Source organism: Candidatus Pelagibacter sp., from assembly GCF_052046145.1.
Lineage (GTDB): Bacteria > Pseudomonadota > Alphaproteobacteria > Pelagibacterales > Pelagibacteraceae > Pelagibacter.
Window position 1 is genome coordinate 453,283 of the sequence record NZ_JBNGZR010000001.1, and the last position, 18,478, is coordinate 471,760.

General features: G+C 29.6%; 24 protein-coding genes and 1 tRNA gene. 14 read left to right on the plus strand and 11 right to left on the minus strand.

Annotated elements, in window-relative coordinates:
- Nucleotides 1–156: 156 nt before the first annotated feature.
- Entirely contained in the window at nucleotides 157–1,461 is a 1,305-nt protein-coding gene (locus ACTT88_RS02345) for an NAD(P)/FAD-dependent oxidoreductase (RefSeq protein ID WP_440907767.1), read from the plus strand.
- Nucleotides 1,462–1,474: 13 nt separating this feature from the next.
- Here ACTT88_RS02345 and ACTT88_RS02350 read toward each other — a convergent pair whose 3' ends face one another.
- From ACTT88_RS02350 to ACTT88_RS02370, 5 genes are read right to left on the minus strand one after another with little or no spacing between them, the layout of a single operon-like run.
- Nucleotides 1,475–1,864, minus strand: a complete 390-nt coding sequence (locus ACTT88_RS02350; RefSeq protein ID WP_440907768.1) for a surface-adhesin E family protein — start codon at nucleotides 1,862–1,864, stop codon at nucleotides 1,475–1,477.
- Between the two features lie 46 nt (nucleotides 1,865–1,910).
- On the minus strand, nucleotides 1,911–2,711 hold the full coding sequence (locus ACTT88_RS02355) for a M23 family metallopeptidase (RefSeq protein ID WP_440907769.1): 801 nt from the start codon (nucleotides 2,709–2,711) through the stop codon (nucleotides 1,911–1,913).
- Nucleotides 2,696–3,454 (minus strand): SDR family NAD(P)-dependent oxidoreductase, encoded by a 759-nt coding sequence (locus ACTT88_RS02360; protein WP_440907770.1) that lies wholly within the window; start codon nucleotides 3,452–3,454, stop codon nucleotides 2,696–2,698. Before ACTT88_RS02360 ends, ACTT88_RS02355 begins: the two co-directional genes overlap by 16 nt.
- Nucleotides 3,454–4,047, minus strand: a complete 594-nt coding sequence (locus tag ACTT88_RS02365; protein WP_075485547.1) for a TerC family protein — start codon at nucleotides 4,045–4,047, stop codon at nucleotides 3,454–3,456. The genes ACTT88_RS02360 and ACTT88_RS02365 overlap by 1 nt, the downstream gene beginning before the upstream one ends.
- Entirely contained in the window at nucleotides 4,047–5,642 is a 1,596-nt protein-coding gene (locus ACTT88_RS02370) for a GMC family oxidoreductase (protein WP_440907771.1), read from the minus strand. Before ACTT88_RS02370 ends, ACTT88_RS02365 begins: the two co-directional genes overlap by 1 nt.
- Before the next feature lie 146 nt (nucleotides 5,643–5,788).
- On the opposite strand from ACTT88_RS02370, the gene ACTT88_RS02375 reads away from it, so the two are divergent.
- The 5 genes from ACTT88_RS02375 (at nucleotide 5,789) to ACTT88_RS02395 (ending at nucleotide 11,133) form a co-directional block, all read left to right on the plus strand.
- Complete coding sequence (locus ACTT88_RS02375) at nucleotides 5,789–6,883, plus strand: TRAP transporter substrate-binding protein (protein WP_440907772.1); 1,095 nt, start codon at nucleotides 5,789–5,791, stop codon at nucleotides 6,881–6,883.
- A gap of 68 nt (nucleotides 6,884–6,951) precedes the next feature.
- On the plus strand, nucleotides 6,952–7,566 hold the full coding sequence (locus tag ACTT88_RS02380; protein ID WP_440907773.1) for a TRAP transporter small permease subunit: 615 nt from the start codon (nucleotides 6,952–6,954) through the stop codon (nucleotides 7,564–7,566).
- On the plus strand, nucleotides 7,563–8,897 hold the full coding sequence (locus ACTT88_RS02385; protein ID WP_440907774.1) for a TRAP transporter large permease: 1,335 nt from the start codon (nucleotides 7,563–7,565) through the stop codon (nucleotides 8,895–8,897). The genes ACTT88_RS02380 and ACTT88_RS02385 overlap by 4 nt, the downstream gene beginning before the upstream one ends.
- A 25-nt stretch (nucleotides 8,898–8,922) precedes the next feature.
- A complete protein-coding gene (locus ACTT88_RS02390; protein ID WP_440907775.1) occupies nucleotides 8,923–10,380 on the plus strand; it encodes a cytosine permease in 1,458 nt (485 codons plus the stop codon).
- A 6-nt stretch (nucleotides 10,381–10,386) separates the two neighbouring features.
- Nucleotides 10,387–11,133, plus strand: coding sequence for an SDR family NAD(P)-dependent oxidoreductase (locus tag ACTT88_RS02395; RefSeq protein WP_440907776.1), 747 nt, complete (start codon nucleotides 10,387–10,389; stop codon nucleotides 11,131–11,133).
- A 2-nt stretch (nucleotides 11,134–11,135) separates the two neighbouring features.
- Here the strand turns inward: ACTT88_RS02395 and ACTT88_RS02400 are convergent, their stop codons facing one another.
- Nucleotides 11,136–11,258 carry a hypothetical protein gene (locus ACTT88_RS02400; protein WP_440907777.1) on the minus strand — a complete coding sequence of 41 codons (123 nt, stop codon included), beginning with the start codon at nucleotides 11,256–11,258 and terminating at the stop codon, nucleotides 11,136–11,138.
- An 89-nt stretch (nucleotides 11,259–11,347) separates the two neighbouring features.
- On the opposite strand from ACTT88_RS02400, the gene ACTT88_RS02405 reads away from it, so the two are divergent.
- Nucleotides 11,348–11,998 (plus strand): DUF3047 domain-containing protein, encoded by a 651-nt coding sequence (locus ACTT88_RS02405; protein WP_440907778.1) that lies wholly within the window; start codon nucleotides 11,348–11,350, stop codon nucleotides 11,996–11,998.
- Here ACTT88_RS02405 and ACTT88_RS02410 read toward each other — a convergent pair.
- Nucleotides 11,995–12,138 carry a hypothetical protein gene (locus ACTT88_RS02410; RefSeq protein ID WP_440907779.1) on the minus strand — a complete coding sequence of 48 codons (144 nt, stop codon included), beginning with the start codon at nucleotides 12,136–12,138 and terminating at the stop codon, nucleotides 11,995–11,997. The genes ACTT88_RS02405 and ACTT88_RS02410 overlap by 4 nt on opposite strands.
- 57 nt (nucleotides 12,139–12,195) lie before the next feature.
- On the opposite strand from ACTT88_RS02410, the gene ACTT88_RS02415 reads away from it, so the two are divergent.
- Nucleotides 12,196–12,609, plus strand: a complete 414-nt coding sequence (locus ACTT88_RS02415) for a YbgC/FadM family acyl-CoA thioesterase (RefSeq protein ID WP_440907780.1) — start codon at nucleotides 12,196–12,198, stop codon at nucleotides 12,607–12,609.
- On the opposite strand, the gene ACTT88_RS02420 is transcribed toward ACTT88_RS02415, so the two are convergent.
- A complete protein-coding gene (locus tag ACTT88_RS02420; RefSeq protein ID WP_440907781.1) occupies nucleotides 12,599–13,279 on the minus strand; it encodes a uracil-DNA glycosylase in 681 nt (226 codons plus the stop codon). The two genes, ACTT88_RS02415 and ACTT88_RS02420, sit on opposite strands and share 11 nt — an antisense overlap.
- A 2-nt stretch (nucleotides 13,280–13,281) precedes the next feature.
- On the opposite strand from ACTT88_RS02420, the gene ACTT88_RS02425 reads away from it, so the two are divergent.
- Nucleotides 13,282–13,839, plus strand: a complete 558-nt coding sequence (locus ACTT88_RS02425; RefSeq protein ID WP_440907782.1) for a histidine phosphatase family protein — start codon at nucleotides 13,282–13,284, stop codon at nucleotides 13,837–13,839.
- 11 nt (nucleotides 13,840–13,850) lie between these two features.
- The gene (locus ACTT88_RS02430) at nucleotides 13,851–13,988 is read left to right on the plus strand and encodes a hypothetical protein (RefSeq protein ID WP_440907783.1); all 138 of its coding nucleotides are present in this window, start codon (nucleotides 13,851–13,853) and stop codon (nucleotides 13,986–13,988) included.
- Here ACTT88_RS02430 and ACTT88_RS02435 read toward each other — a convergent pair.
- Genes ACTT88_RS02435 through ACTT88_RS02445 form a run of 3 tightly spaced genes read right to left on the minus strand, consistent with a single transcriptional unit; the run spans nucleotide 13,985 to nucleotide 14,827 of the window.
- The gene (locus tag ACTT88_RS02435) at nucleotides 13,985–14,407 is read right to left on the minus strand and encodes a hypothetical protein (protein ID WP_440907784.1); all 423 of its coding nucleotides are present in this window, start codon (nucleotides 14,405–14,407) and stop codon (nucleotides 13,985–13,987) included. The two genes, ACTT88_RS02430 and ACTT88_RS02435, sit on opposite strands and share 4 nt — an antisense overlap.
- A complete protein-coding gene (locus ACTT88_RS02440; RefSeq protein ID WP_440907785.1) occupies nucleotides 14,394–14,567 on the minus strand; it encodes a hypothetical protein in 174 nt (57 codons plus the stop codon). The genes ACTT88_RS02435 and ACTT88_RS02440 overlap by 14 nt, the downstream gene beginning before the upstream one ends.
- Nucleotides 14,568–14,575: 8 nt before the next feature.
- The gene (locus tag ACTT88_RS02445; RefSeq protein ID WP_440907786.1) at nucleotides 14,576–14,827 is read right to left on the minus strand and encodes a DUF1289 domain-containing protein; all 252 of its coding nucleotides are present in this window, start codon (nucleotides 14,825–14,827) and stop codon (nucleotides 14,576–14,578) included.
- A gap of 101 nt (nucleotides 14,828–14,928) precedes the next feature.
- Here ACTT88_RS02445 and ACTT88_RS02450 point away from each other — a divergent pair.
- The 4 genes from ACTT88_RS02450 (at nucleotide 14,929) to clpX (ending at nucleotide 18,453) form a co-directional block, all read left to right on the plus strand.
- Nucleotides 14,929–15,013 (plus strand) — tRNA-Leu (locus ACTT88_RS02450).
- 10 nt (nucleotides 15,014–15,023) lie between these two features.
- Nucleotides 15,024–16,448, plus strand: a complete 1,425-nt coding sequence (gene tig, locus ACTT88_RS02455) for a trigger factor (protein ID WP_440907787.1) — start codon at nucleotides 15,024–15,026, stop codon at nucleotides 16,446–16,448.
- A 32-nt stretch (nucleotides 16,449–16,480) separates the two neighbouring features.
- The gene (clpP, locus tag ACTT88_RS02460) at nucleotides 16,481–17,092 is read left to right on the plus strand and encodes an ATP-dependent Clp endopeptidase proteolytic subunit ClpP (protein ID WP_440907788.1); all 612 of its coding nucleotides are present in this window, start codon (nucleotides 16,481–16,483) and stop codon (nucleotides 17,090–17,092) included.
- 92 nt (nucleotides 17,093–17,184) lie between these two features.
- Nucleotides 17,185–18,453, plus strand: coding sequence for an ATP-dependent Clp protease ATP-binding subunit ClpX (gene clpX / locus ACTT88_RS02465; protein ID WP_440907789.1), 1,269 nt, complete (start codon nucleotides 17,185–17,187; stop codon nucleotides 18,451–18,453).
- Nucleotides 18,454–18,478: the final 25 nt, after the last annotated feature.

The window sequence follows — 18,478 nt, forward strand, 5'->3', positions numbered from 1 at the left end:
AAAAAGAAAAAAAAACAAAAAAAGTTTTGAGAAATAATGCTTACTCATTTTATTTAAGACAAATTAAATTTTTATTTTTTTAAAACATTTTTTTACAATTAATAATTACTAAATAATTTTTTTTAATTATTATAAAAATAAATTAAATTAATTTTTATGCAAGTTGTAAATGATAATAGTTGTGCATGGTTAAAAAATTTAAATGTAAGAAAAAATATTATTGAAATAAAAAAAAATAAAACTTGTGATTGGCTAATAATTGGAGCAGGTTACACAGGTTTATCTGCTGCAAGAAAATTAAGTGAATTACACCCAAAGCAAAAAATATTTATTGTTGATGCTCAGCTGGCAGGAGAGGGTGCAAGTGCTAGAAACTCTGGTTATCTAGTCGATACAACATTAAATGATGGTTTTACTTCTAATAAAGAATTAGATAATTATAAAAAAAAGACAGATATTTATAAATTAGGAATAGAGACCATCAAAAGATTTATTAAAGAATATCAAGTAGATTGTGATTGGAATGAATGTGGAAAATATTTTGCCTCATCAAAGCTAGAAGATAAAAAAATATTAGAAAATTTTTCTAACACCTTAACTAAATTAGGTTTTGAACACAATTTATTATCTAACAAAGAACTTAAAAAAAGACTAGGTACTAATTTTTACAATATAGCTCTTCATACAAAGGGGGGAATTTTATTACATCCAGGTAAATTAGTTAGAGCTATGATTGACACCTTGCCCAAAAATATAAATCTTTATGAAAATTCTTTATTATTAAATTGGGAGAAGGTTAAAGACACAGTTATTTGTAAATTTAAAAATGGTTTAATTAAAACTAAAAAGATTATTTTTGCTACAAACGGATTTCTCAAGTCTTTAGGTGTAAAGTCTAATTATAATTTTCCTATTACTTTGACAGCTAGTATGACTAGGCCTTTATTGGATAAGGAGTTTATATCTCTTGGAGAGCCTAAAGAGTGGGGAGTGTTACCTGTTAGACCAATGGGGGCTACGATAAGAATGACTAAAGATAGAAGAATTTTAATAAGAAATACTGCAGAGGTTTATAATCCTTATCAAATGCCTAAAACTGAATTGAAGAAAAGATCATTAAAACAAAGACTTGGAATTAAAAAAAGATTTCCTGAATTACCTGATGATATTATTCAATCTTCTTGGTCAGGCATTGTTTCAAGAACAAGAAATAGTTCTCAAATTTTTGAAAAAATTGATGATAATATATTTGTAGCAGGCTGTTATAATGGTTCTGGAATTGGAGTTGGTACCTTATTTGGAGAACAAATAGCAATCAAAGCAAGCAATGAAAATACAAAAGAGATAGAAGTTATTGAAGCAAGAAATAAACCTACTTGGCTTCCTTCTGATCCAATTTTAAGTTTAGGAGTTAGAGCTAGGTTGATTTATGAGCGCATTAGAGCAAAATCTGAAATTTAGTAAAATTAATATTTTAGTAATTACAAACAAAATTAATGAAAAATAATAAAAGACTATCTTTCTTTGCTTCAATCCATTTTGATTCTTCTTCACCAAAAAAAGATAACTCGCCTTTGCCCATAGGTAATTTGTAGTAAAAGTCTTTCAAATATTTTATTCTAAATTTCAGGCAATCTACTTTATGATGAATAATGCTAGATTTTTCTCCATAATCATTAAAATCTGAATATTCATGCAATTTGATAAAAAAAACTTTATCATCTTCTTTGTTTAACGAATTTTTATCAATAAAGAAAATATTTCCATTGTCCGTTTTTAAAACTTCTATCCAATGATATTCGGATGATAATGTTTTTGAGGATAAACTAAAAAAAAAACAGAAAAAAAATAATAACTTTTTCATATAGAATAGGCTAAATATTTAAAAAGGTACATTTCAAAGAATAGTTTTAATTTATCACTGACATCGGATCAAGTCTTGTTTGGAACCAATTAATTCTAAAATCTAAGTGTGGTCCTGTTGATCTTCCTGTTGACCCTACAGTTCCAATTATGTCTCCTTGATTTATTTGATCACCAACTGAGACCAAAACATTTTCTAAATGAGAATATATAGTGGATATTCCATGACCATGATCCATTATAACTGTTCCACCAGTATAATATAAATCATCTTCAGCCATAGTAACAACACCCGAACCAGATGATTTAATCATCGTTCCTTGTTTGGCCGCAATATCAATTCCATAGTGAGGCCATCTTGGTTTACCATTTAAAATTCTTTGACTACCATAAACACCACTGATTATACCCTCAACTGGCATAATAAATTTTTCTTTAAAAAATTGCAGATCAGAATTTATTGCTCTTGCTTCTCCAATTGCATTATTTTCTTTTTTAATTCTTTTATAAACAGACTCAGGTGGGGTGACTTTACTTTCTGCCAAACCATCTATTCTTTGTATATTATATTTCCTCTTTAAAACTTTTTTTGTAATTATTAATTTTTTTCCATTAATAATTTTTGTAAATTTTAGATCATATTTTTGATCTCGATCTATACCAAAAACAAAAAAACCATCTTTTGATACTTTAACTTCTTTTTTTCCAACTAAAATTTTAGCGTTAGGATCAGTTTTACCTAATATAAAATGACCTTGTAGAAATTTACCTTGAAATTCAATAGCTTTTACTGGTGATATAAAAATTAAAAAAACAAAAAAAAGTCTATAAATTATTGAGCTGTCCATCCACCATCTATAATTATTGATGTTCCCGTAATCATTGAAGATGCAGATGATGCTAAAAAACAAACAGTTGTGGCAACATCACTTTCAGTAGCTGCTTTACCCATAGGAATATTTCCAAGAGCTAATTTTTTAAATTTTTTATTTTTAAAAAAATTTTTAACCATAGGCGTTTCAACAAAAGTAGGCGCTACCGTATTAACTCTGATATTTTTTTTAGCCAACTCTACCCCCATTCCTTTAGTCAGTCCCTCAATACCAAATTTCGTCATGTTGTATATATTTCTTCCTCCCATACCCACATGACCAAGCTGTGATGACATATTTACAATTGAACCAGGTCTTTTTTTATTTTTAAGCATTTTTTTTACAACAAGTTGTGCCACGTTAAATGCTGCTTTTAGATTTAAATCTACAAGATAATTCATGCTTTTTTGTTTAATTTTTTCAAAGGGTTCTGGAATGTTAGTTCCTGCATTATTTACCAATACATCAATAATTTTAATTTTATCTAATTTTTGTTTTAAATCTTCATAGTTCGTTACATCGCACGAAACCTTAATAATTTTCCCTTTAGCTTTTTTAATATCCTTTTCTAATTTATTTAAATCTGAAGGAGTTCTACTTAAAGCTATAACTGTTGCCCCTGCTTCAGCTAGTGCAATAGAACAAGCTCTTCCCAATCCTTTACCTGCACCAGTAACTAAAGCGTATTTGTTTTTAAGATTTATTTTTTGAAGATACATTAAAAGAATAATATTTTAATATCTGTGTAAATCAACTCAACTGCTACAATTAAAATGGCTAACAATCCAAGCCAAGCTATCCATCTATATTTTTTAATCCATCCAGAAATTAAAGTTGCTGCAGTTGCCATTAAAACTATTGATAAAACTAATCCAAATACAAGTAGTCCATAATGTTCGCCAGCTGCACCCGCAACACCCAGGACATTATCTAAACTCATTGTAAAATCAGCTAATAGAACAGTCCAAATAGCCTTTAAAAAACTAGAGCTATCTACTTTAATGTCTTCTTCGGTCTCCGAGCCTTTTATTACATCCACATAAAGTTTGTAAACAATATAAAGTAGCAGTAATCCACCTATTAACCTTAAACCTGTAATTTGTAAAAGATATGCGGTAAGCAATGTTAAAATAATTCTTAAAATAACTGCGCCACCAATTCCCCAGAAAATAACTTTTTTTCTTTGTTCCGGTGGAAATTTAGATGCGACCATTCCAATTATAATTGCATTGTCTCCAGCTAAAACTAAATCAATAAGAATAATTTGAGTTAATATTGCTATTTGTTCAGGTGTAAAAAATTCTGCAAACATTACTGCTGTAGTATCATGTCAGCACCTTTTTCTGCAATCATAATAGTAGGTGCATTAGTATTTCCAGAAGTAATATATGGCATTACAGACGCATCTATCACTCTTAGGTTTTTAATTCCATGAACTTTTAATTGATCAGACACAACAGCATTTTCATCTTTTCCCATCCTACATGTACTTACAGGATGAAAAATTGTATTAGCATATTTTCCCGCTTCAACAGCTAACTGCTCATTGTCAGTAACATTTATGCCTGGTCTTAGTTCTTCTGGTCTATAATCTTTATAGGCTTTGGACTCCATAACTATTTTTCTTACTATTTTAATAGACTTTCCTGCTATTTCTCTATCTTCATCTGTAGATAGATAATTCATTTTAATCTTTGGAGGAATTCTTGTATCTGAAGATTTAAGTTCAATAGATCCTCTGCTAGTAGGTCTTACATTTGTAATGGTTGGTGTAAAAGCAGGAAATTTGTGTAAAGATGATTTTCCTAAGAGATCTGTACTAGCAGGAGAAACATGAAATTGTAGATTAGGTGTTTCTAAATGTGGATCACTCTTAACAAAACCACACAAATAACTAGCACCAACTGTAAGAGGACCAGTTCGTGTTAATAAAAATTTTAATCCAGTAAATATTTTTTTAGTAAAACTATAATAAATATCATTTAATGTTTCTAAATTTTTTATTTTATATACAGGTCTTAACATTAGATGGTCAGTTAAGTTTTGGCCTATATTTTTATTTTCCATTAATACTTCAACACCGTTATCTTTTAATAATTTTGCTGGCCCCAAACCTGAAGCTTGAAGAATATGTGGAGATCCAATAGTACCAGCACTTAAAATTATTTCACTATTTGCCTCAACAGTATTTAATTTATCACCAGTCCAAAAATTGACCTTTTTGGCAATCTTATTTTCAAATTCAATATTTTTGATATGAGCTTTAGTTATAATTTTTAAATTACTTCTACTTTTTATAGGATTTAAATAACCAACTGCTGTGCTACATCTAAAACCATTTTTTACAGTTAAAGGGAAATATCCCATTCCCTCATTATCGCCGTTATTAAAATCATCAGTTTTTTTATATCCAAATTCCTCTGCAGCTTCTAAAAACAAATCTAAAACTTTGAATGTAGATCTAATTTTTTCTACCTTTAAAGGTCCGCCAGAACCGTGAAATTCATTTTTTCCAAATTGGAAATCTTCAGATTTTTTAAAATAAGGAAGCACATCATCCCATGACCAGCCAACATTTCCTAATTGTCTCCAATAATTATAATCATTTGATTGCCCTCGAATATAAAGCATTCCATTAATAGAAGAACTTCCTCCAAGTGTTTTTCCTCTTGGGTAAGTCATCTTTCTATTGTCACAGAAAGGCTCTTCCTCTGTGTTAAAACACCAATCTGTCTCAGGATTATGCATTGTTTTAAAATACCCTCCAGGAATATGTATCCATGGATTAGTATCCTTACCCCCTGCCTCTAAAAGTAAGACTTTATTCTTAGGATTAGATGAAATTCTATTAGCAAGAACACATCCAGCTGATCCAGCACCAATTATAATATAATCAAAATTATCCATTACTTAGAACTCTTATAAATTAAATTTTTTTTATTTGTAACATTTCTGTACAAAAAAAAATTAAAATAATCCAATATTAACACTTGTTTTAGATTTCATTCTTTGACAAGCTTTCATTTTTAAAAATATAGAGAGGGAAAAACGATATGAAAAAAATCATTTCAATGTTATTTGCAGTTACGATGGTATTTGGATTTATTTCAAATGCTAATGCTGCAAAAACACTAAAATGTCAGACAGTTCTTAACACTAAAGCTGATGAAGTTAAGATGTTAAAGGACTTTACTGATACAGTAACTGAATTAACTGGTGGATCTTTAAAATTCGAAATCTTACCTGCAGGAGCAGTTGTTGGAGTTAAAGAGACTCTTGATGCTGTTGACAAAGGTTTAATTGACTGTGGATTTGCATGGACTCACTATTGGTCAGGTGAACACCCTGCTGCAATGCTATTTGGTTCTCCTGTAGCTGGTGGTGGAATAGGTATAGATAATTTAGCGTTTTTATCTTGGTTCCAATATGGTGGCGGAAAAGCGCTTTATGATCAATTATGGAAAGAAATGGGAAGAGACATCAAAGGATTTATGCTTCAACCTGTTGGGCCAGAGGCTTTAGGTTGGTTTCCAAAACCAATTAAAGATATGGCTGATTTTAGAAAATATAAATTCAGAACTCCTCCAGGAATTCCAGGACAAACTTATAAAGACATCGGTATAGCATCTGTTGCTATGGGTGGTGGAGACATTCTACCAGCTTTAGAAGCAGGAACTATTGATGCGGCTGAATGGTGTTGTCCAAAGCCAGACTTAACTTTTGGTTTCCAAAAAGTTTTAAAGCACTATTATTTACAAGGTTTACACCAAGTAGTGGTAAATGCTGACTTTTATATTACTGGAAAAACATATAATGCTATGACTGCACATGAGAAGAAGTCTCTTGAAGTGGCGGCTGATGCGTCTTTGATAAAATCTTTAAGTTATAGAATTTTATCAAATGGTGAAGCTTTACAAGAACTTACAACAAAACATGGAGTGATTTTAGAAGATACTCCATCTGACTACTTCACTGAGTATATGGCAGCAGCTAAAGCAACTTTGAACAAAAATGCTGAAAAAAATGCATTTTTCAAAGAAGTTTATGACTCTATGAAAGTATTTGCTGATAAAGCAGTTCCTTTCTGGAGTGGTGCTCAAATGTCAAATGCGAAGCTAGGAATGGCTCACGCAGCAACATTAAAGTAATCATTAAATAATTAAAACATTAGAGCGGACTAATAAGTCCGCTCTAATTTTTTTTAATAAAAATTTCTATGGCAGACGAACCAAGTAAATTAGATATTTCAGATGAAATGATTGCCGAAAGGCGAGGTGGTTCAGGGAAAATGCCAGAAGATATGCCATCTTGGATGGCAAAGTCTATAATTAATATAGACAAATTTAGCAAGCGAGTTGGTAGCGTAGTCTGTTGGATATTAATGCCACTTATTTTTGCTATGACCTATGAGGTACTTGCTAGAAAATTATTTTTAGCACCGACAATATGGGCTTATGATATTAGCAGATTTTTATATGGAGCTCTTTTTATGCTAGGTGCAGGTTATGCACTTTCAAAAGGAGTTCATATTAGAGCAGATTTTTTATACAGAAATTTTAAAATTAAAAACCAAGGATTAATCGATTTTTGGCTGTATCTTTTATTTTATTTCCCAGGTTTAATAGTATTTTTTTATATGACTTTTGGATTTGTTGTAGAGTCTATCCAAAGAGGTGAAAGAGGAATGGACACTACCTGGATGCCATATATGTGGCCAATCAAATCATGTTTATTAATTGGAATTATATTTTTACTTATTCAAGGATTTTCAGAATTACTAAAGAGTTACTGGGCAGCTAAAAAGGGTGAATGGCCAGGAGAAGATAAATGATAGCAGAATTAATTGATCCAGCTATTTTAGGTTTTATTTTAGTTGGAGTAATGCTTTTTGCAATTTTTGTTGGATTTCCAATTTCTTTTACGTTAATTTTTTTAGGTTTTGTATTTGGTTATTTAGGATTTGGAAAATTAGTTTTTTATTTAATGACGCTCCAATTTTCGATGGTGATGACAGAACAAACTCTCGCCGCCGTTCCGCTCTTTGTATTTATGGGAATAATGATGGAACAAGCAGGTTTAATGGAAAGGTTATTTTCAGCTTTTCAAATGATGTTAGCTAGAGTAAAGGGCTCACTATACTACGCAGTATTATTTGTTTCAGTTATTTTTGCAGCTGCAACTGGAATAGTTGGTGCTTCAGTTACTATCTTGGGAATTATGGCTGCAAAATCAATGAACAGATCAAATTACGATGTAAAACTAGCTGCAGGTACAATTACAGCTGGTGGAACTTTGGGAATTCTAATTCCACCCAGTATCATGCTTGTAGTTATGGGGCCGATAATGGAAATTCCAGTTATAGATTTATTTGCTGCTGCAATTATTCCAGGAATCCTTCTCGCAAGTTTATATGCAGGCTACACCACAATCAGATGTATGATAAACCCAAAACTAGGGCCTGTTCTTCCAGAAGAAATGCGAGCTGCTAGTATGAAAGAAGTTTGGGTTGAGTTTTTTTTAGGTTTAGTTCCACCCGCAGCATTAGTTTTTGCAGCATTAGGAAGTATTTTATTTGGTTTTGCTACACCAACAGAGGCTGCTGGGTGTGGTGCAATGGGTGCATTGCTACTTTCATTAGCATATAAAAAATTAACATTATCAAAACTCCAAGAGGCTTTAGTTAAAACTTTAGAAATTACAGCTTTGATTATGGTTTTAGTTGCTGCCTCAAATTTTTTTGGAGCAGTATTTGCAAGATTGGGAACACCAACTTTATTAACAGAGTTTTTATTAGGTTTAGAAATGAATAAATATCTGATCTTAGGAATGATTATGGTCATGATATTTTTGTTGGGTTGGCCATTAGAATGGGTACCGATAGTTATGATTATTGTTCCAATAATTTTGCCATTAGTAGAAGCGTTAGGATTTAATTTAACTTGGTTTGCAATACTAGTAGCTGTTAATCTCCAGACCGCCTGGTTATCTCCACCTGTTGCACTCTCAGCATATTTTTTAAAAGGTGTAGTTCCAGAATGGGATTTAAAAGATATTTATTACGGAATGATGCAATTTATGGTTCTTCAAATAATAGGTTTGGTTTTAATTATTATATTTCCTAAAATTGCTTTATGGTTGCCAACTCTCTTATATGGACAGTAGAATTTATTAGTTTAAAATAAATTTAGTGAATCAGCCAAAAGTAAAATATTCTCTTTCAAATTGGGACCTGGTGACAGTTAACCCAAATTACAAAACTTGGAATTGGAAAGATCTTTTTTGTTTTTGGGGTGCTAATGTACAAAGTGTAATTGGTTTCTCGTTAATCTCTTCGCTTTACTTAATGTATAGCTTAAATGTATTTGTAGTATTTTTCGGAATAATATTGGGATCTTTGTTTGTTTATTTATTTTCAAATGCAATTGGAAAGCCTTCTCAAAAATTTGGTTTACCTTTTGCAGTATTATTAAGATCTTCTTTAGGATTTAATGGTGCTAAATTATTTGGATTAGTCAGAAGTTTGGTTGGCATTTTTTTATTTGGTATCCAAACTTATTTTTTATCTAAAATATTAGTATACTTGATAAGAATAACAATTTTTTCAATTGATAATTCCTTATTAGAGCAAGAAATTTTCATTATTTTTTATTTTGGTTTAAATATTATTGACTGGTTTGCAATAGTAATAACAATTGTTCTGCAGACTTTGTTTTTTACAGTTGGGATGCAGTATAATAAAACAATAATTAATTTTTCAGCTATGACAGTCTATGTTGGTATGCTTATTTTTTTCTTTGTTGTTTTATTAAGTGATGTAAAAATAACTACCGATGCTTTTTCAAATATTTTTAGTCTAAATAGTTTTTTAGACGTTAATAATTTGGCTCCTTTACTAACAGTTTCCGGAACAATATTTGCTTATTTTTCAATTTCAATCATTAGTTTTGGTGACTTTTCTAGGTATGTAAAAAATGAGCAAGAATTAAAAAAAGGAAATTTAAGTTTAATTTTGAATTTAATTATTTTTTCTTTTTTATCTGTTTTTATCGTCACAGGTACTGATGTTTTTCTTAATCAGAAATTTTCAGATATAGATAGAATTTTTACTAATCCTACAGATATAGTTGGAAAGTTAGACAACATACAAATAACAATAGTAGTTTTATTTTTTATTATAATCGCTTCAGCTTCTACAAATTTAGTTGCCAATTTTATCCCATCTCAGTACTCTCTAATAAATTTTGCTCCCTCAATATTAAGTTTAAAAAGCGCTAGTTATTTAATTGCTTTTTTTGGTTTGTTTATCGCAATCTTCTGGCTGACTATATTGAGTCAAATAGGAATTTTATCATTTGTTGATACTTTTGGTGCTTTCTTTGGTCCTTTATTTGGGGTGATGGCAGCTGATTATTATTTAATTAAAAATCAAGAATTAAGTAATAAAGACCTATATTCTATAGATAAAGAGAGTGCTTATTATTATTCAGGTGGTTGGCATATAAAAGGTGTTTATTCTTTAATATTAGGATTTATTTTTTCAGCGTCAACAATTTGGAATACTAATTTAATGTTTTTACAATCTTATGCTTGGATAATAGGTGCATTTGTTGCGTGGATAACATACTACTTGTTAGCAAAAAAATAATTTTTAATGCACACATTTGATTTTAAAAATAGAACAGCTGTAGTTACTGGTGGAGCTCAAGGGTTTGGTTTAGATGTTGCAAAAAGATTTTTAGAGTCTGGTGCTAAAGTGTTTATATGGGATATCGATGAAAAGCTTCTTAAATCAGCAGTTGATGAAGTAAAAAACCCAAACTTATTTTACAATGTAGTTGATATATCAAATTATCAAGATGTAGAGAAAAACGTTGCAGACATAACTTCAAAATTAAATATAGATATTTTAATCAATAATGCCGGGATAACAGGTCCTACAGGTCCTTTATGGGAGTATGATGTCGAAATGTGGAATAAAATAGTCCAGATAAATTTAATGGGTACTTTTAACTGCTGCCGAGCAATTGTCCCAAATATGATTAAAAACAACTATGGAAGAATTGTTAATGTTGCTTCCGTTGCAGGCAAAGATGGTAATGCAAATGCAAGCGCGTATAGTTCAGGAAAAGCTGGCGCAATTGGGTTAACGAAAGCTTTGGGTAAAGAATTAGCTGACAAAGATATAGCTGTAAACGCTGTCACCCCAGCAGGTGCTAAAACTAGAATTTTAGATCAAATGAGTAAAGAGCATGTACAAAGAATGCTGTCAAAGGTGCCAAGAGGAAGATTTCTTGAAATACATGAGTTCACTTCATTAGTTTGTTGGCTTTCTTCACAAGAAAACACTTTTTCTACAGCTGCGGTATTTGATATTAGTGGAGGTAGATCCACATATTAGTCTCAAAAATTTGAAACTATTTTTCGATCTTTATTTTGATTTTTGATAGAATTTTTACCCATAACTGGCGCTGTGATCATTATTGACCAATATATAAGAAGCATAAACACAGAAATTATTTTCATATGACTTATGTAACAATCAATTTTGAATTTAGAATGTTGAAATTGTGACTGAATATTGAATTTATAAATAATCTATCTATAAGAAGAACATGTTAAAAATTTTTTATATTTTTATTACATCATTTATCTTTCTTAGCTCGGCACATGCAGAAACTGTAAAAGTTTTTGAATTTACTGAAAAAGAATTATCAGCACTTGAGATCCGTAAAGTAAGAGGAGCAGATAACAAGACTTCTTATACTGTTGGATCAAATGAAAATGGTAATTATTTAAAAGCCGTAGCAGATAATGCTGCCTCAGGCCTAGGAAAAGAGATCAAAATTGACCTAAATAAAACACCTTTTATCAATATTACATGGAAAATTGAGAAAGATCTTCGTGGAATTAAAGAGAATACGAAAAAAGGACATGATTATGCTGCCCGTGTTTTTGCGATTAAAAAAACTGGAGCTACACCTTTATCAAATAGAGCAATTAATTATGTTTTTTCAAGTAATAGTGAAGTTGGTGAAAATAGACCCAGTCCTTATACAAAAAAATCTATAGACAATGTATTAGCAACTACTAAAGACAACTTAAATGAATGGGTAACAGTAAAAGCCAATGTTAAAGAGGATTTTAAAAAATTTCATGATCTAGATGTGAATGAACTAGATGGTCTGGCTATAATGGCTGATACTGATAATTCTAAAATGAAATCAATTTCTTATTTTCAGAATATTTATTTTTCAGCAGATTAATTATCATTTATATACTTTTTTAATCCAATACTTAAAAACGATAATAAAATAGCTGCGATAACATCAGCAATTGGAATTGCATTTGGAAATCCAAAGTTCCATATAATTACTCCGATTAACCAAATTATATAAATTTTCATCTTAGATATTGTATCTTAGTTTCTATTAAATTTTTATTTATTTGATATTATTAATTTATGCATAAAAACTTTACTCATAATGTTAAAGTATATTATGAGGACACAGACGCTGGCGGAGTCGTGTATTATGCTAACTATTTAAAATATTTAGAAAGAGCCAGAACTGAAGCGTTATCAACTATTGGATTAAGCAATACAAAAATAAAAAATGATTTTGGTGCTCTTATAATTGTTAAATCGTGCAATATTGAATATAAAAAATCTGCATATTTAGAAGATGATTTACAAATTAAATCTTTTGTAGACTCTACTTCAAAAACTTCGTTTTTAATGAATCAATCAATATTTAAAGAAGAGGAATTGATCGTAGAAGCTAAAATTCATCTAGTATTTATAAATGAAAAATTTAAGCCAGTTAAAATTCCAGAAAAAATCTTATCAGACTTTCAACCCTATACTTCTAGTTCATAGATATTTTTCTAGCTTTTTTAAATAAGTCTACAATCATTCTTTCAGATATAAGTTTAGTATTTACATTTCTAGGGCTAGGGTGATAACAGGCAATTAATTTAATATTTCCTGGTAGTAAATAGGATTTTCCGTGAATAAATTTTATCTTTTCTTTTAAATTGTATTTTTTTTTATAAAATTTAATACAATTATCAAAAGCCACTTTTCCTAATGCAATAATAGTTTTTAATTTTTTTAAATTATAAATCTCGCTATCAAAATATTTTGAACAATTATTAAGCTCTTCTATTTTAGGTTTGTCTCCTGGAGGAACACATTTTAAAATATTAGTTATATATGTTGATTTTAATTTAAGACCATCATTTAGATTTTCTGAATTTGGTTGGTTTGAAATTTTAGCTTTAAATAAACATTTAAATAAAAAATCTCCAGATTTATCTCCCGTGAAAGCCCTTCCTGTTCGTGTGCCCCCATGCGCTGCTGGGGCTAATCCAATTATTAAAATTTTTGCATGAATTTCGCCAAAACCTGTGACTGGTTTTCCCCAGTAAGTTTCATTTATATTTTGCTTTCTTTTTTCTGTTGAAATTTTTTTTACAAAATTAACAAGTCTTGGACATTTTTTACATTTAAGAATTGTTTTATTTAAACTATCTATTTTAATATTCATAAATGAAAATTTTAAATTATTTAGTCATAATATTTATATGTATTAATCCCTCAGTTAAAGGAGATTCAAAAAAAACTTTAATAGACGAATTGCAAAAGGGTGGAAAATTAATTTTTATAAGACATGCTTATGCCCCTGGTGGCGGCGATCCAGATAATTTCGATATTAACGAATGTACAACTCAAAGAAATTTAAGTGATAGTGGTAGAGTTCAATCACAAAAAATTGGTAATTTTTTTAAGAAAAATAAAATTTCAATTGGAAAAGTTTATTCTAGTGAATGGTGTCGATGTAAAGAAACAGCATCTATTGCCTTTGAAGAATATGAAACTAAAAATTTTCTAAATTCATTTTTTAGTACAAAATTTGCCAATAATAGAAAAAAGCAAATTATTGATTTTGATAAATTTATTAGTACTTGGGATAAAGATCAAAATTTAGTTTTCGTTACACATTATGTAGTGATTTCTGAAATTTTAAATTACTCACCATCATCTGGAGAGATTGTTATATCTGATAATAGCTTAAAAGTTATTGATACTTTAGAAATTGAATATTAAATTAAATAATTATGTCATCAAAAAGAGCCATGAGACAGGCACAAAAGCAAGCATATGCAAAGCATCGTTCAAATATTACAAATAGTAGATTTGAACTCAAAAAAAAGTTTCTAACAAAAAATAAAGAGGAAAAAAAAAATAAAGATTAACTTTGTTGATCAAATTTTTCTATTTTTTTACAAGTTGACATTTTTGATAAACTTTCAACATCGTTTAAAACAGCTTTAATATAAATATCTGGTTTATCTTTCTCAAATAATATTTGGGTATAAAATTTTGGATACCCATGTTTAAGTGTCAGTATTTTTCCCTCTTCTTGATAAATATTTCTAACATAAGTGTTTGATTTTTTTACACTTAAATCTGTAATTCTGTATTTTTGATATGTTTTTTCGTTATAAACATAATTTCTTGTCATAATTAATTCATTAAGATTCAAAATATATTCATTTTTTAAAAAACCATCCTCCTTATGATCACATTTGCTCAATACAATTATTTCTGATTGAGAATTAAGGGATATAAAAAAAAATGATAAAAAAAATATTAAAAACTTATTTTCTTTCATTCTTATCTACAAAAAATAAAGCTATAATAAAAATTACAGTCCAGGCAAATATCGACAATGTTTTTAAAGGAGTAGTGTCTGCCCCCCAAACATCAAAGAATAAAGCACCAATAATAATCCCTATAGCATAGACAATACTTACAATTTTAACTTTACTCATAATTTATTTTACTCTTTGATTAAGTTTTTCTTGAAAAGAGACATGCCATTCTTGATTTTGTAAGAGTATGATTCTTTAAAACTTTCAAGTTGCCAACCAGTAAGCCTTTTTTCAATTTCGATTATATTTTCTTTTTTCCAATCATCAGTTGTTTCTTCTAACTTCCAAAGTCTTTTTTCCTCATTACTTCTTCCACAACCATAACAATAACCTGTTGATGGATCAGTTTTACATATGCTTATGCAAGGTGAAATAATCATTTTTTATAAATTAGTATAAATTATGTTAGATAAATAGATAATTTTTTAACAATTGTCATTGGACAAATAGTTTCAATAATATATAAAACCTCGTAATTTGTGGGGCGATGGCGGAATTGGTAGACGCGTTGGTCTTAGGAACCAATATGGCAACATGTGAAGGTTCGAGTCCTTTTCGCCCTACCATTAAAATATTATGAAAGTTACAGTAGAAAATAAAAAAGGTTTAAATAAAGATCTTAAAGTTTTTATCGATAAAGAGACAATAAACTCTTATTTGGATGAAAAATATGAAGAGATTAAAGGTAGTGTAAATCTTAAAGGATTTAGACCAGGTAAAGTTCCAAAAGAAATTTTAAAAAGACAATTTGGTAAAGCAGTTTTTGGAGAGGTCTTAGATAAAGTTTTAAAAGAAACATCAACTAAAGCACTAGAAGAAAATAAAATTAAACCGGCCGGTCAACCCAAGCTTGACTTAAAAACTTATGGTGAAGATAAAGATCTTGAGTATGTTTTGTCAGTCACGGAGTTACCAAAAGTAGAAATTAAGTCTTTAGAAAATATTAAATTTGACGAATACACTGTTAAAATTGATGAGAGTGAAACTGATAAAAGAATAAAAGAAATTGCAAAAAACCAACCAAATTTTAAGGAAGTAAGCCCTGATACAAAAGCTAAAAAAGGTGATTTAGTCTCCATAGACTACAAAGCAACAGTTGATGGAAAGGACTTTAAAGGAAGCGAAGGAAAGAACACTCAGCTAACTTTAGGTAAAGATTTATTCCTGAAAGGATTTGATGAACAATTGATAGGAGTAAAAAAAGATGATGAAAAAATTGTAGAAGCAACTTTGCCAGAAAATTTCCCTGAAAAAGAATTAGTAAATAAAAAAGCCCAATTCAATTGCAAGATCTTAAATGTTAAGCAATCAGAAGAAGTAAAAATTGACGATGATTTTGCAAAAAATTTAGGAGCAAAAGATTTAAAAGATTTAAAAGTATTAATTTCGAAACAAATTAATGATGAATATAAAAATTCTCTAGATCAATTATCTAAAAACCAAATTTTAAAAGAAATAGAAAAAATTAAAATAGATGAAGTTCCAGAAAACTTAGTTGAGGAAGAAGTTAAAGTTCTTTCACAAGGCATGTCTGAGGATGAAGTGAAGAAAAATAAAAAAGATTTTGAAGAAAAAGCAAAAACAAGAATTAAAACTGGATTAATTCTAAATGAGTTTGGTGAAAAAAATCAAATTAAAGTAACAGAACAAGAGGTTCAGGCCGAAGTACAAAAACAACTAAGAATGATGCCTGGACAAGAAAAAATGGTTATGGATTTTTATCAAAAAAACCCCTCTGCGTTAGCAAGTTTAAGAGGAAGTGTATATGAAGAAAAAATTTTAAGTTTAATTAAAGAAAAAGGTAAAGCAAATAAGAAAGAAATTTCAAAAGAAGAGGCTGAAAAGATTTTAAAAGAAGCTCATAAACATGATCATGGAGAAGAAAAAAAAGATAAGAAGAAAAAATCCTCCAAAATATCTGCGAAAGAAAAAAAATCAGCAACTAAAAAGGCAAAATCAAAGCCTGCAGCGAAAAAGACAAAAAAAGTTAGCAAAAAGTAATCTCAAGTTGTATAAGTAGAACGAATCAACTTATGACAATAAAATTATCAGAACATATGAGTAATCTTGTACCAATGGTAGTTGAACAATCTAGCAAAGGTGAAAGAGCTTACGATATTTACTCAAGATTATTAAAAGAAAGGATTATTTTTTTAACAGGTCAAATCAATGATAACGTTGCTTCATTAGTAACTGCTCAATTACTATTTTTAGAAGCTGAAGATCCAAAAAAAGAAATTTATTTATACATTAATAGTCCTGGAGGTTTGGTTACAGCAGGACTTGGTATTTATGATACAATGCAATATGTAAAACCAGATATTTCTACTTTATGCATAGGTCAAGCAGCTTCAATGGGTTCTTTTTTGCTTGCAGCTGGTACAAAAGGAAAAAGATTTTCATTACCAAATTCAAGAATAATGGTTCATCAACCATCTGCAGGTTTTCAAGGTCAGGCAACTGATATTGAAATTCATGCTAATGAAGTTTTGTCTTTAAAGAAAAGACTTAATGAAATTTATTCAAAGCATACTGAAAAAAGTGTTGAAGAAATAAAATCTGCTCTTGAAAGAGATAATTTTATGACTGCAGATGTCGCACAATCTTTTGGTCTTATTGATAAAGTAGTAGAAAAAAGATCTTAATACACAATATATTGAGTCATTATTAATCGAAACTTGATTAGTGTGAGTCTTCTATAATAAAGTAATTTAATTGATTCGTTATAAAAATTAAAATGACTACAAATAATAAAAATATTCTTTACTGTTCTTTTTGTGGAAAAAGTCAACACGAAGTAAGAAAGTTGATTGCTGGTCCAACGGTCTTCATTTGTGATGAATGTGTTGAGTTATGTATGGACATTATAAAAGAAGAGAGCAAAGATACTTTTGTAAAACATCAAGATGGACTTCCATCTCCAAAAGAAATTTGTTCAGTATTAGATGATTATGTAATTGGTCAAGCTCATGCTAAGAAGGTATTATCTGTTGCAGTACACAATCATTACAAAAGATTAAATTATGAAAGCAAAACAAGTAAAAATGTTGAGCTTTCAAAATCTAACATACTTTTAGTGGGTCCTACAGGTTGTGGAAAAACATTGCTTGCACAAACTCTTGCTAGAATTTTAGACGTTCCATTTACAATGGCTGATGCAACAACTCTAACAGAAGCAGGTTATGTTGGAGAAGATGTAGAAAATATTATTTTAAAATTGTTGCAAGCATCTGACTATAATGTGGAAAAAGCTCAAAGAGGAATAGTATATATTGATGAAGTTGATAAAATAAGTAGAAAATCTGAAAACCCATCAATTACAAGAGATGTATCTGGTGAAGGTGTTCAGCAAGCTCTTCTGAAAATAATGGAAGGTACAGTTGCAAGTGTTCCACCTCAAGGAGGAAGAAAGCATCCTCAACAAGAATTTTTACAAGTAGACACAACAAATATTTTATTTATTTGTGGAGGAGCTTTTGCAGGTCTTGATAAAATAATTTCTCAAAGAGATAAAGGTTCTTCAATTGGTTTTGGTGCGGATGTAAAAAATACACAAGATAAGAAAACTGGTGAATGGATGAAAGGATTAGAGCCTGAAGATTTATTGAAATTTGGATTAATTCCAGAATTTATTGGAAGACTTCCAATGATAGCAACACTTGAAGATTTAGATGAAAAATCTTTAATAAAAATATTACAAGAACCTAAAAATTCTTTAACAAAGCAATATCAAGAGTTGTTTAAATTGGATGGTGCTAAACTAATATTTAAAGAAAATGCTCTAAAAGAAATAGCGCAAAAAGCAATTAGCAAAAAAACTGGAGCAAGAGGTTTGAGGTCAATTCTAGAAAATATTTTGTTGAAAACAATGTACGATCTTCCAAGCCAAGATAATATAGAAGAAGTTATTGTTGATTCTGGTGCAGCAAAAGGACAGTCACAACCAATTTTAGTTCATGCTAAAGGTGACAATAAATCTAAGTCTACTAAGACAACAGCGGCTTAATATCCTTAATAAGTAATAAATACCT

What these genes read in the sequence shown, in the direction of transcription:
- ACTT88_RS02345 (WP_440907767.1), top strand. Translation starts at nt 157, where the DNA reads ATGCAAGTTGTAAATGATAATAGTTGTGCATGGTTAAAAAATTTAAAT.
- ACTT88_RS02350 (WP_440907768.1), bottom strand. Translation starts at nt 1,864, where the DNA reads ATGAAAAAGTTATTATTTTTTTTCTGTTTTTTTTTTAGTTTATCCTCA.
- ACTT88_RS02355 (WP_440907769.1), bottom strand. Translation starts at nt 2,711, where the DNA reads ATGGACAGCTCAATAATTTATAGACTTTTTTTTGTTTTTTTAATTTTT.
- ACTT88_RS02360 (WP_440907770.1), bottom strand. Translation starts at nt 3,454, where the DNA reads ATGTATCTTCAAAAAATAAATCTTAAAAACAAATACGCTTTAGTTACT.
- ACTT88_RS02365 (WP_075485547.1), bottom strand. Translation starts at nt 4,047, where the DNA reads ATGTTTGCAGAATTTTTTACACCTGAACAAATAGCAATATTAACTCAA.
- ACTT88_RS02370 (WP_440907771.1), bottom strand. Translation starts at nt 5,642, where the DNA reads ATGGATAATTTTGATTATATTATAATTGGTGCTGGATCAGCTGGATGT.
- ACTT88_RS02375 (WP_440907772.1), top strand. Translation starts at nt 5,789, where the DNA reads ATGAAAAAAATCATTTCAATGTTATTTGCAGTTACGATGGTATTTGGA.
- ACTT88_RS02380 (WP_440907773.1), top strand. Translation starts at nt 6,952, where the DNA reads ATGGCAGACGAACCAAGTAAATTAGATATTTCAGATGAAATGATTGCC.
- ACTT88_RS02385 (WP_440907774.1), top strand. Translation starts at nt 7,563, where the DNA reads ATGATAGCAGAATTAATTGATCCAGCTATTTTAGGTTTTATTTTAGTT.
- ACTT88_RS02395 (WP_440907776.1), top strand. Translation starts at nt 10,387, where the DNA reads ATGCACACATTTGATTTTAAAAATAGAACAGCTGTAGTTACTGGTGGA.
- ACTT88_RS02400 (WP_440907777.1), bottom strand. Translation starts at nt 11,258, where the DNA reads ATGAAAATAATTTCTGTGTTTATGCTTCTTATATATTGGTCAATAATG.
- ACTT88_RS02405 (WP_440907778.1), top strand. Translation starts at nt 11,348, where the DNA reads ATGTTAAAAATTTTTTATATTTTTATTACATCATTTATCTTTCTTAGC.
- ACTT88_RS02410 (WP_440907779.1), bottom strand. Translation starts at nt 12,138, where the DNA reads ATGAAAATTTATATAATTTGGTTAATCGGAGTAATTATATGGAACTTT.
- ACTT88_RS02415 (WP_440907780.1), top strand. Translation starts at nt 12,196, where the DNA reads ATGCATAAAAACTTTACTCATAATGTTAAAGTATATTATGAGGACACA.
- ACTT88_RS02420 (WP_440907781.1), bottom strand. Translation starts at nt 13,279, where the DNA reads ATGAATATTAAAATAGATAGTTTAAATAAAACAATTCTTAAATGTAAA.
- ACTT88_RS02425 (WP_440907782.1), top strand. Translation starts at nt 13,282, where the DNA reads ATGAAAATTTTAAATTATTTAGTCATAATATTTATATGTATTAATCCC.
- ACTT88_RS02430 (WP_440907783.1), top strand. Translation starts at nt 13,851, where the DNA reads ATGTCATCAAAAAGAGCCATGAGACAGGCACAAAAGCAAGCATATGCA.
- ACTT88_RS02435 (WP_440907784.1), bottom strand. Translation starts at nt 14,407, where the DNA reads ATGAAAGAAAATAAGTTTTTAATATTTTTTTTATCATTTTTTTTTATA.
- ACTT88_RS02440 (WP_440907785.1), bottom strand. Translation starts at nt 14,567, where the DNA reads ATGAGTAAAGTTAAAATTGTAAGTATTGTCTATGCTATAGGGATTATT.
- ACTT88_RS02445 (WP_440907786.1), bottom strand. Translation starts at nt 14,827, where the DNA reads ATGATTATTTCACCTTGCATAAGCATATGTAAAACTGATCCATCAACA.
- tig (WP_440907787.1), top strand. Translation starts at nt 15,024, where the DNA reads ATGAAAGTTACAGTAGAAAATAAAAAAGGTTTAAATAAAGATCTTAAA.
- clpP (WP_440907788.1), top strand. Translation starts at nt 16,481, where the DNA reads ATGACAATAAAATTATCAGAACATATGAGTAATCTTGTACCAATGGTA.
- clpX (WP_440907789.1), top strand. Translation starts at nt 17,185, where the DNA reads ATGACTACAAATAATAAAAATATTCTTTACTGTTCTTTTTGTGGAAAA.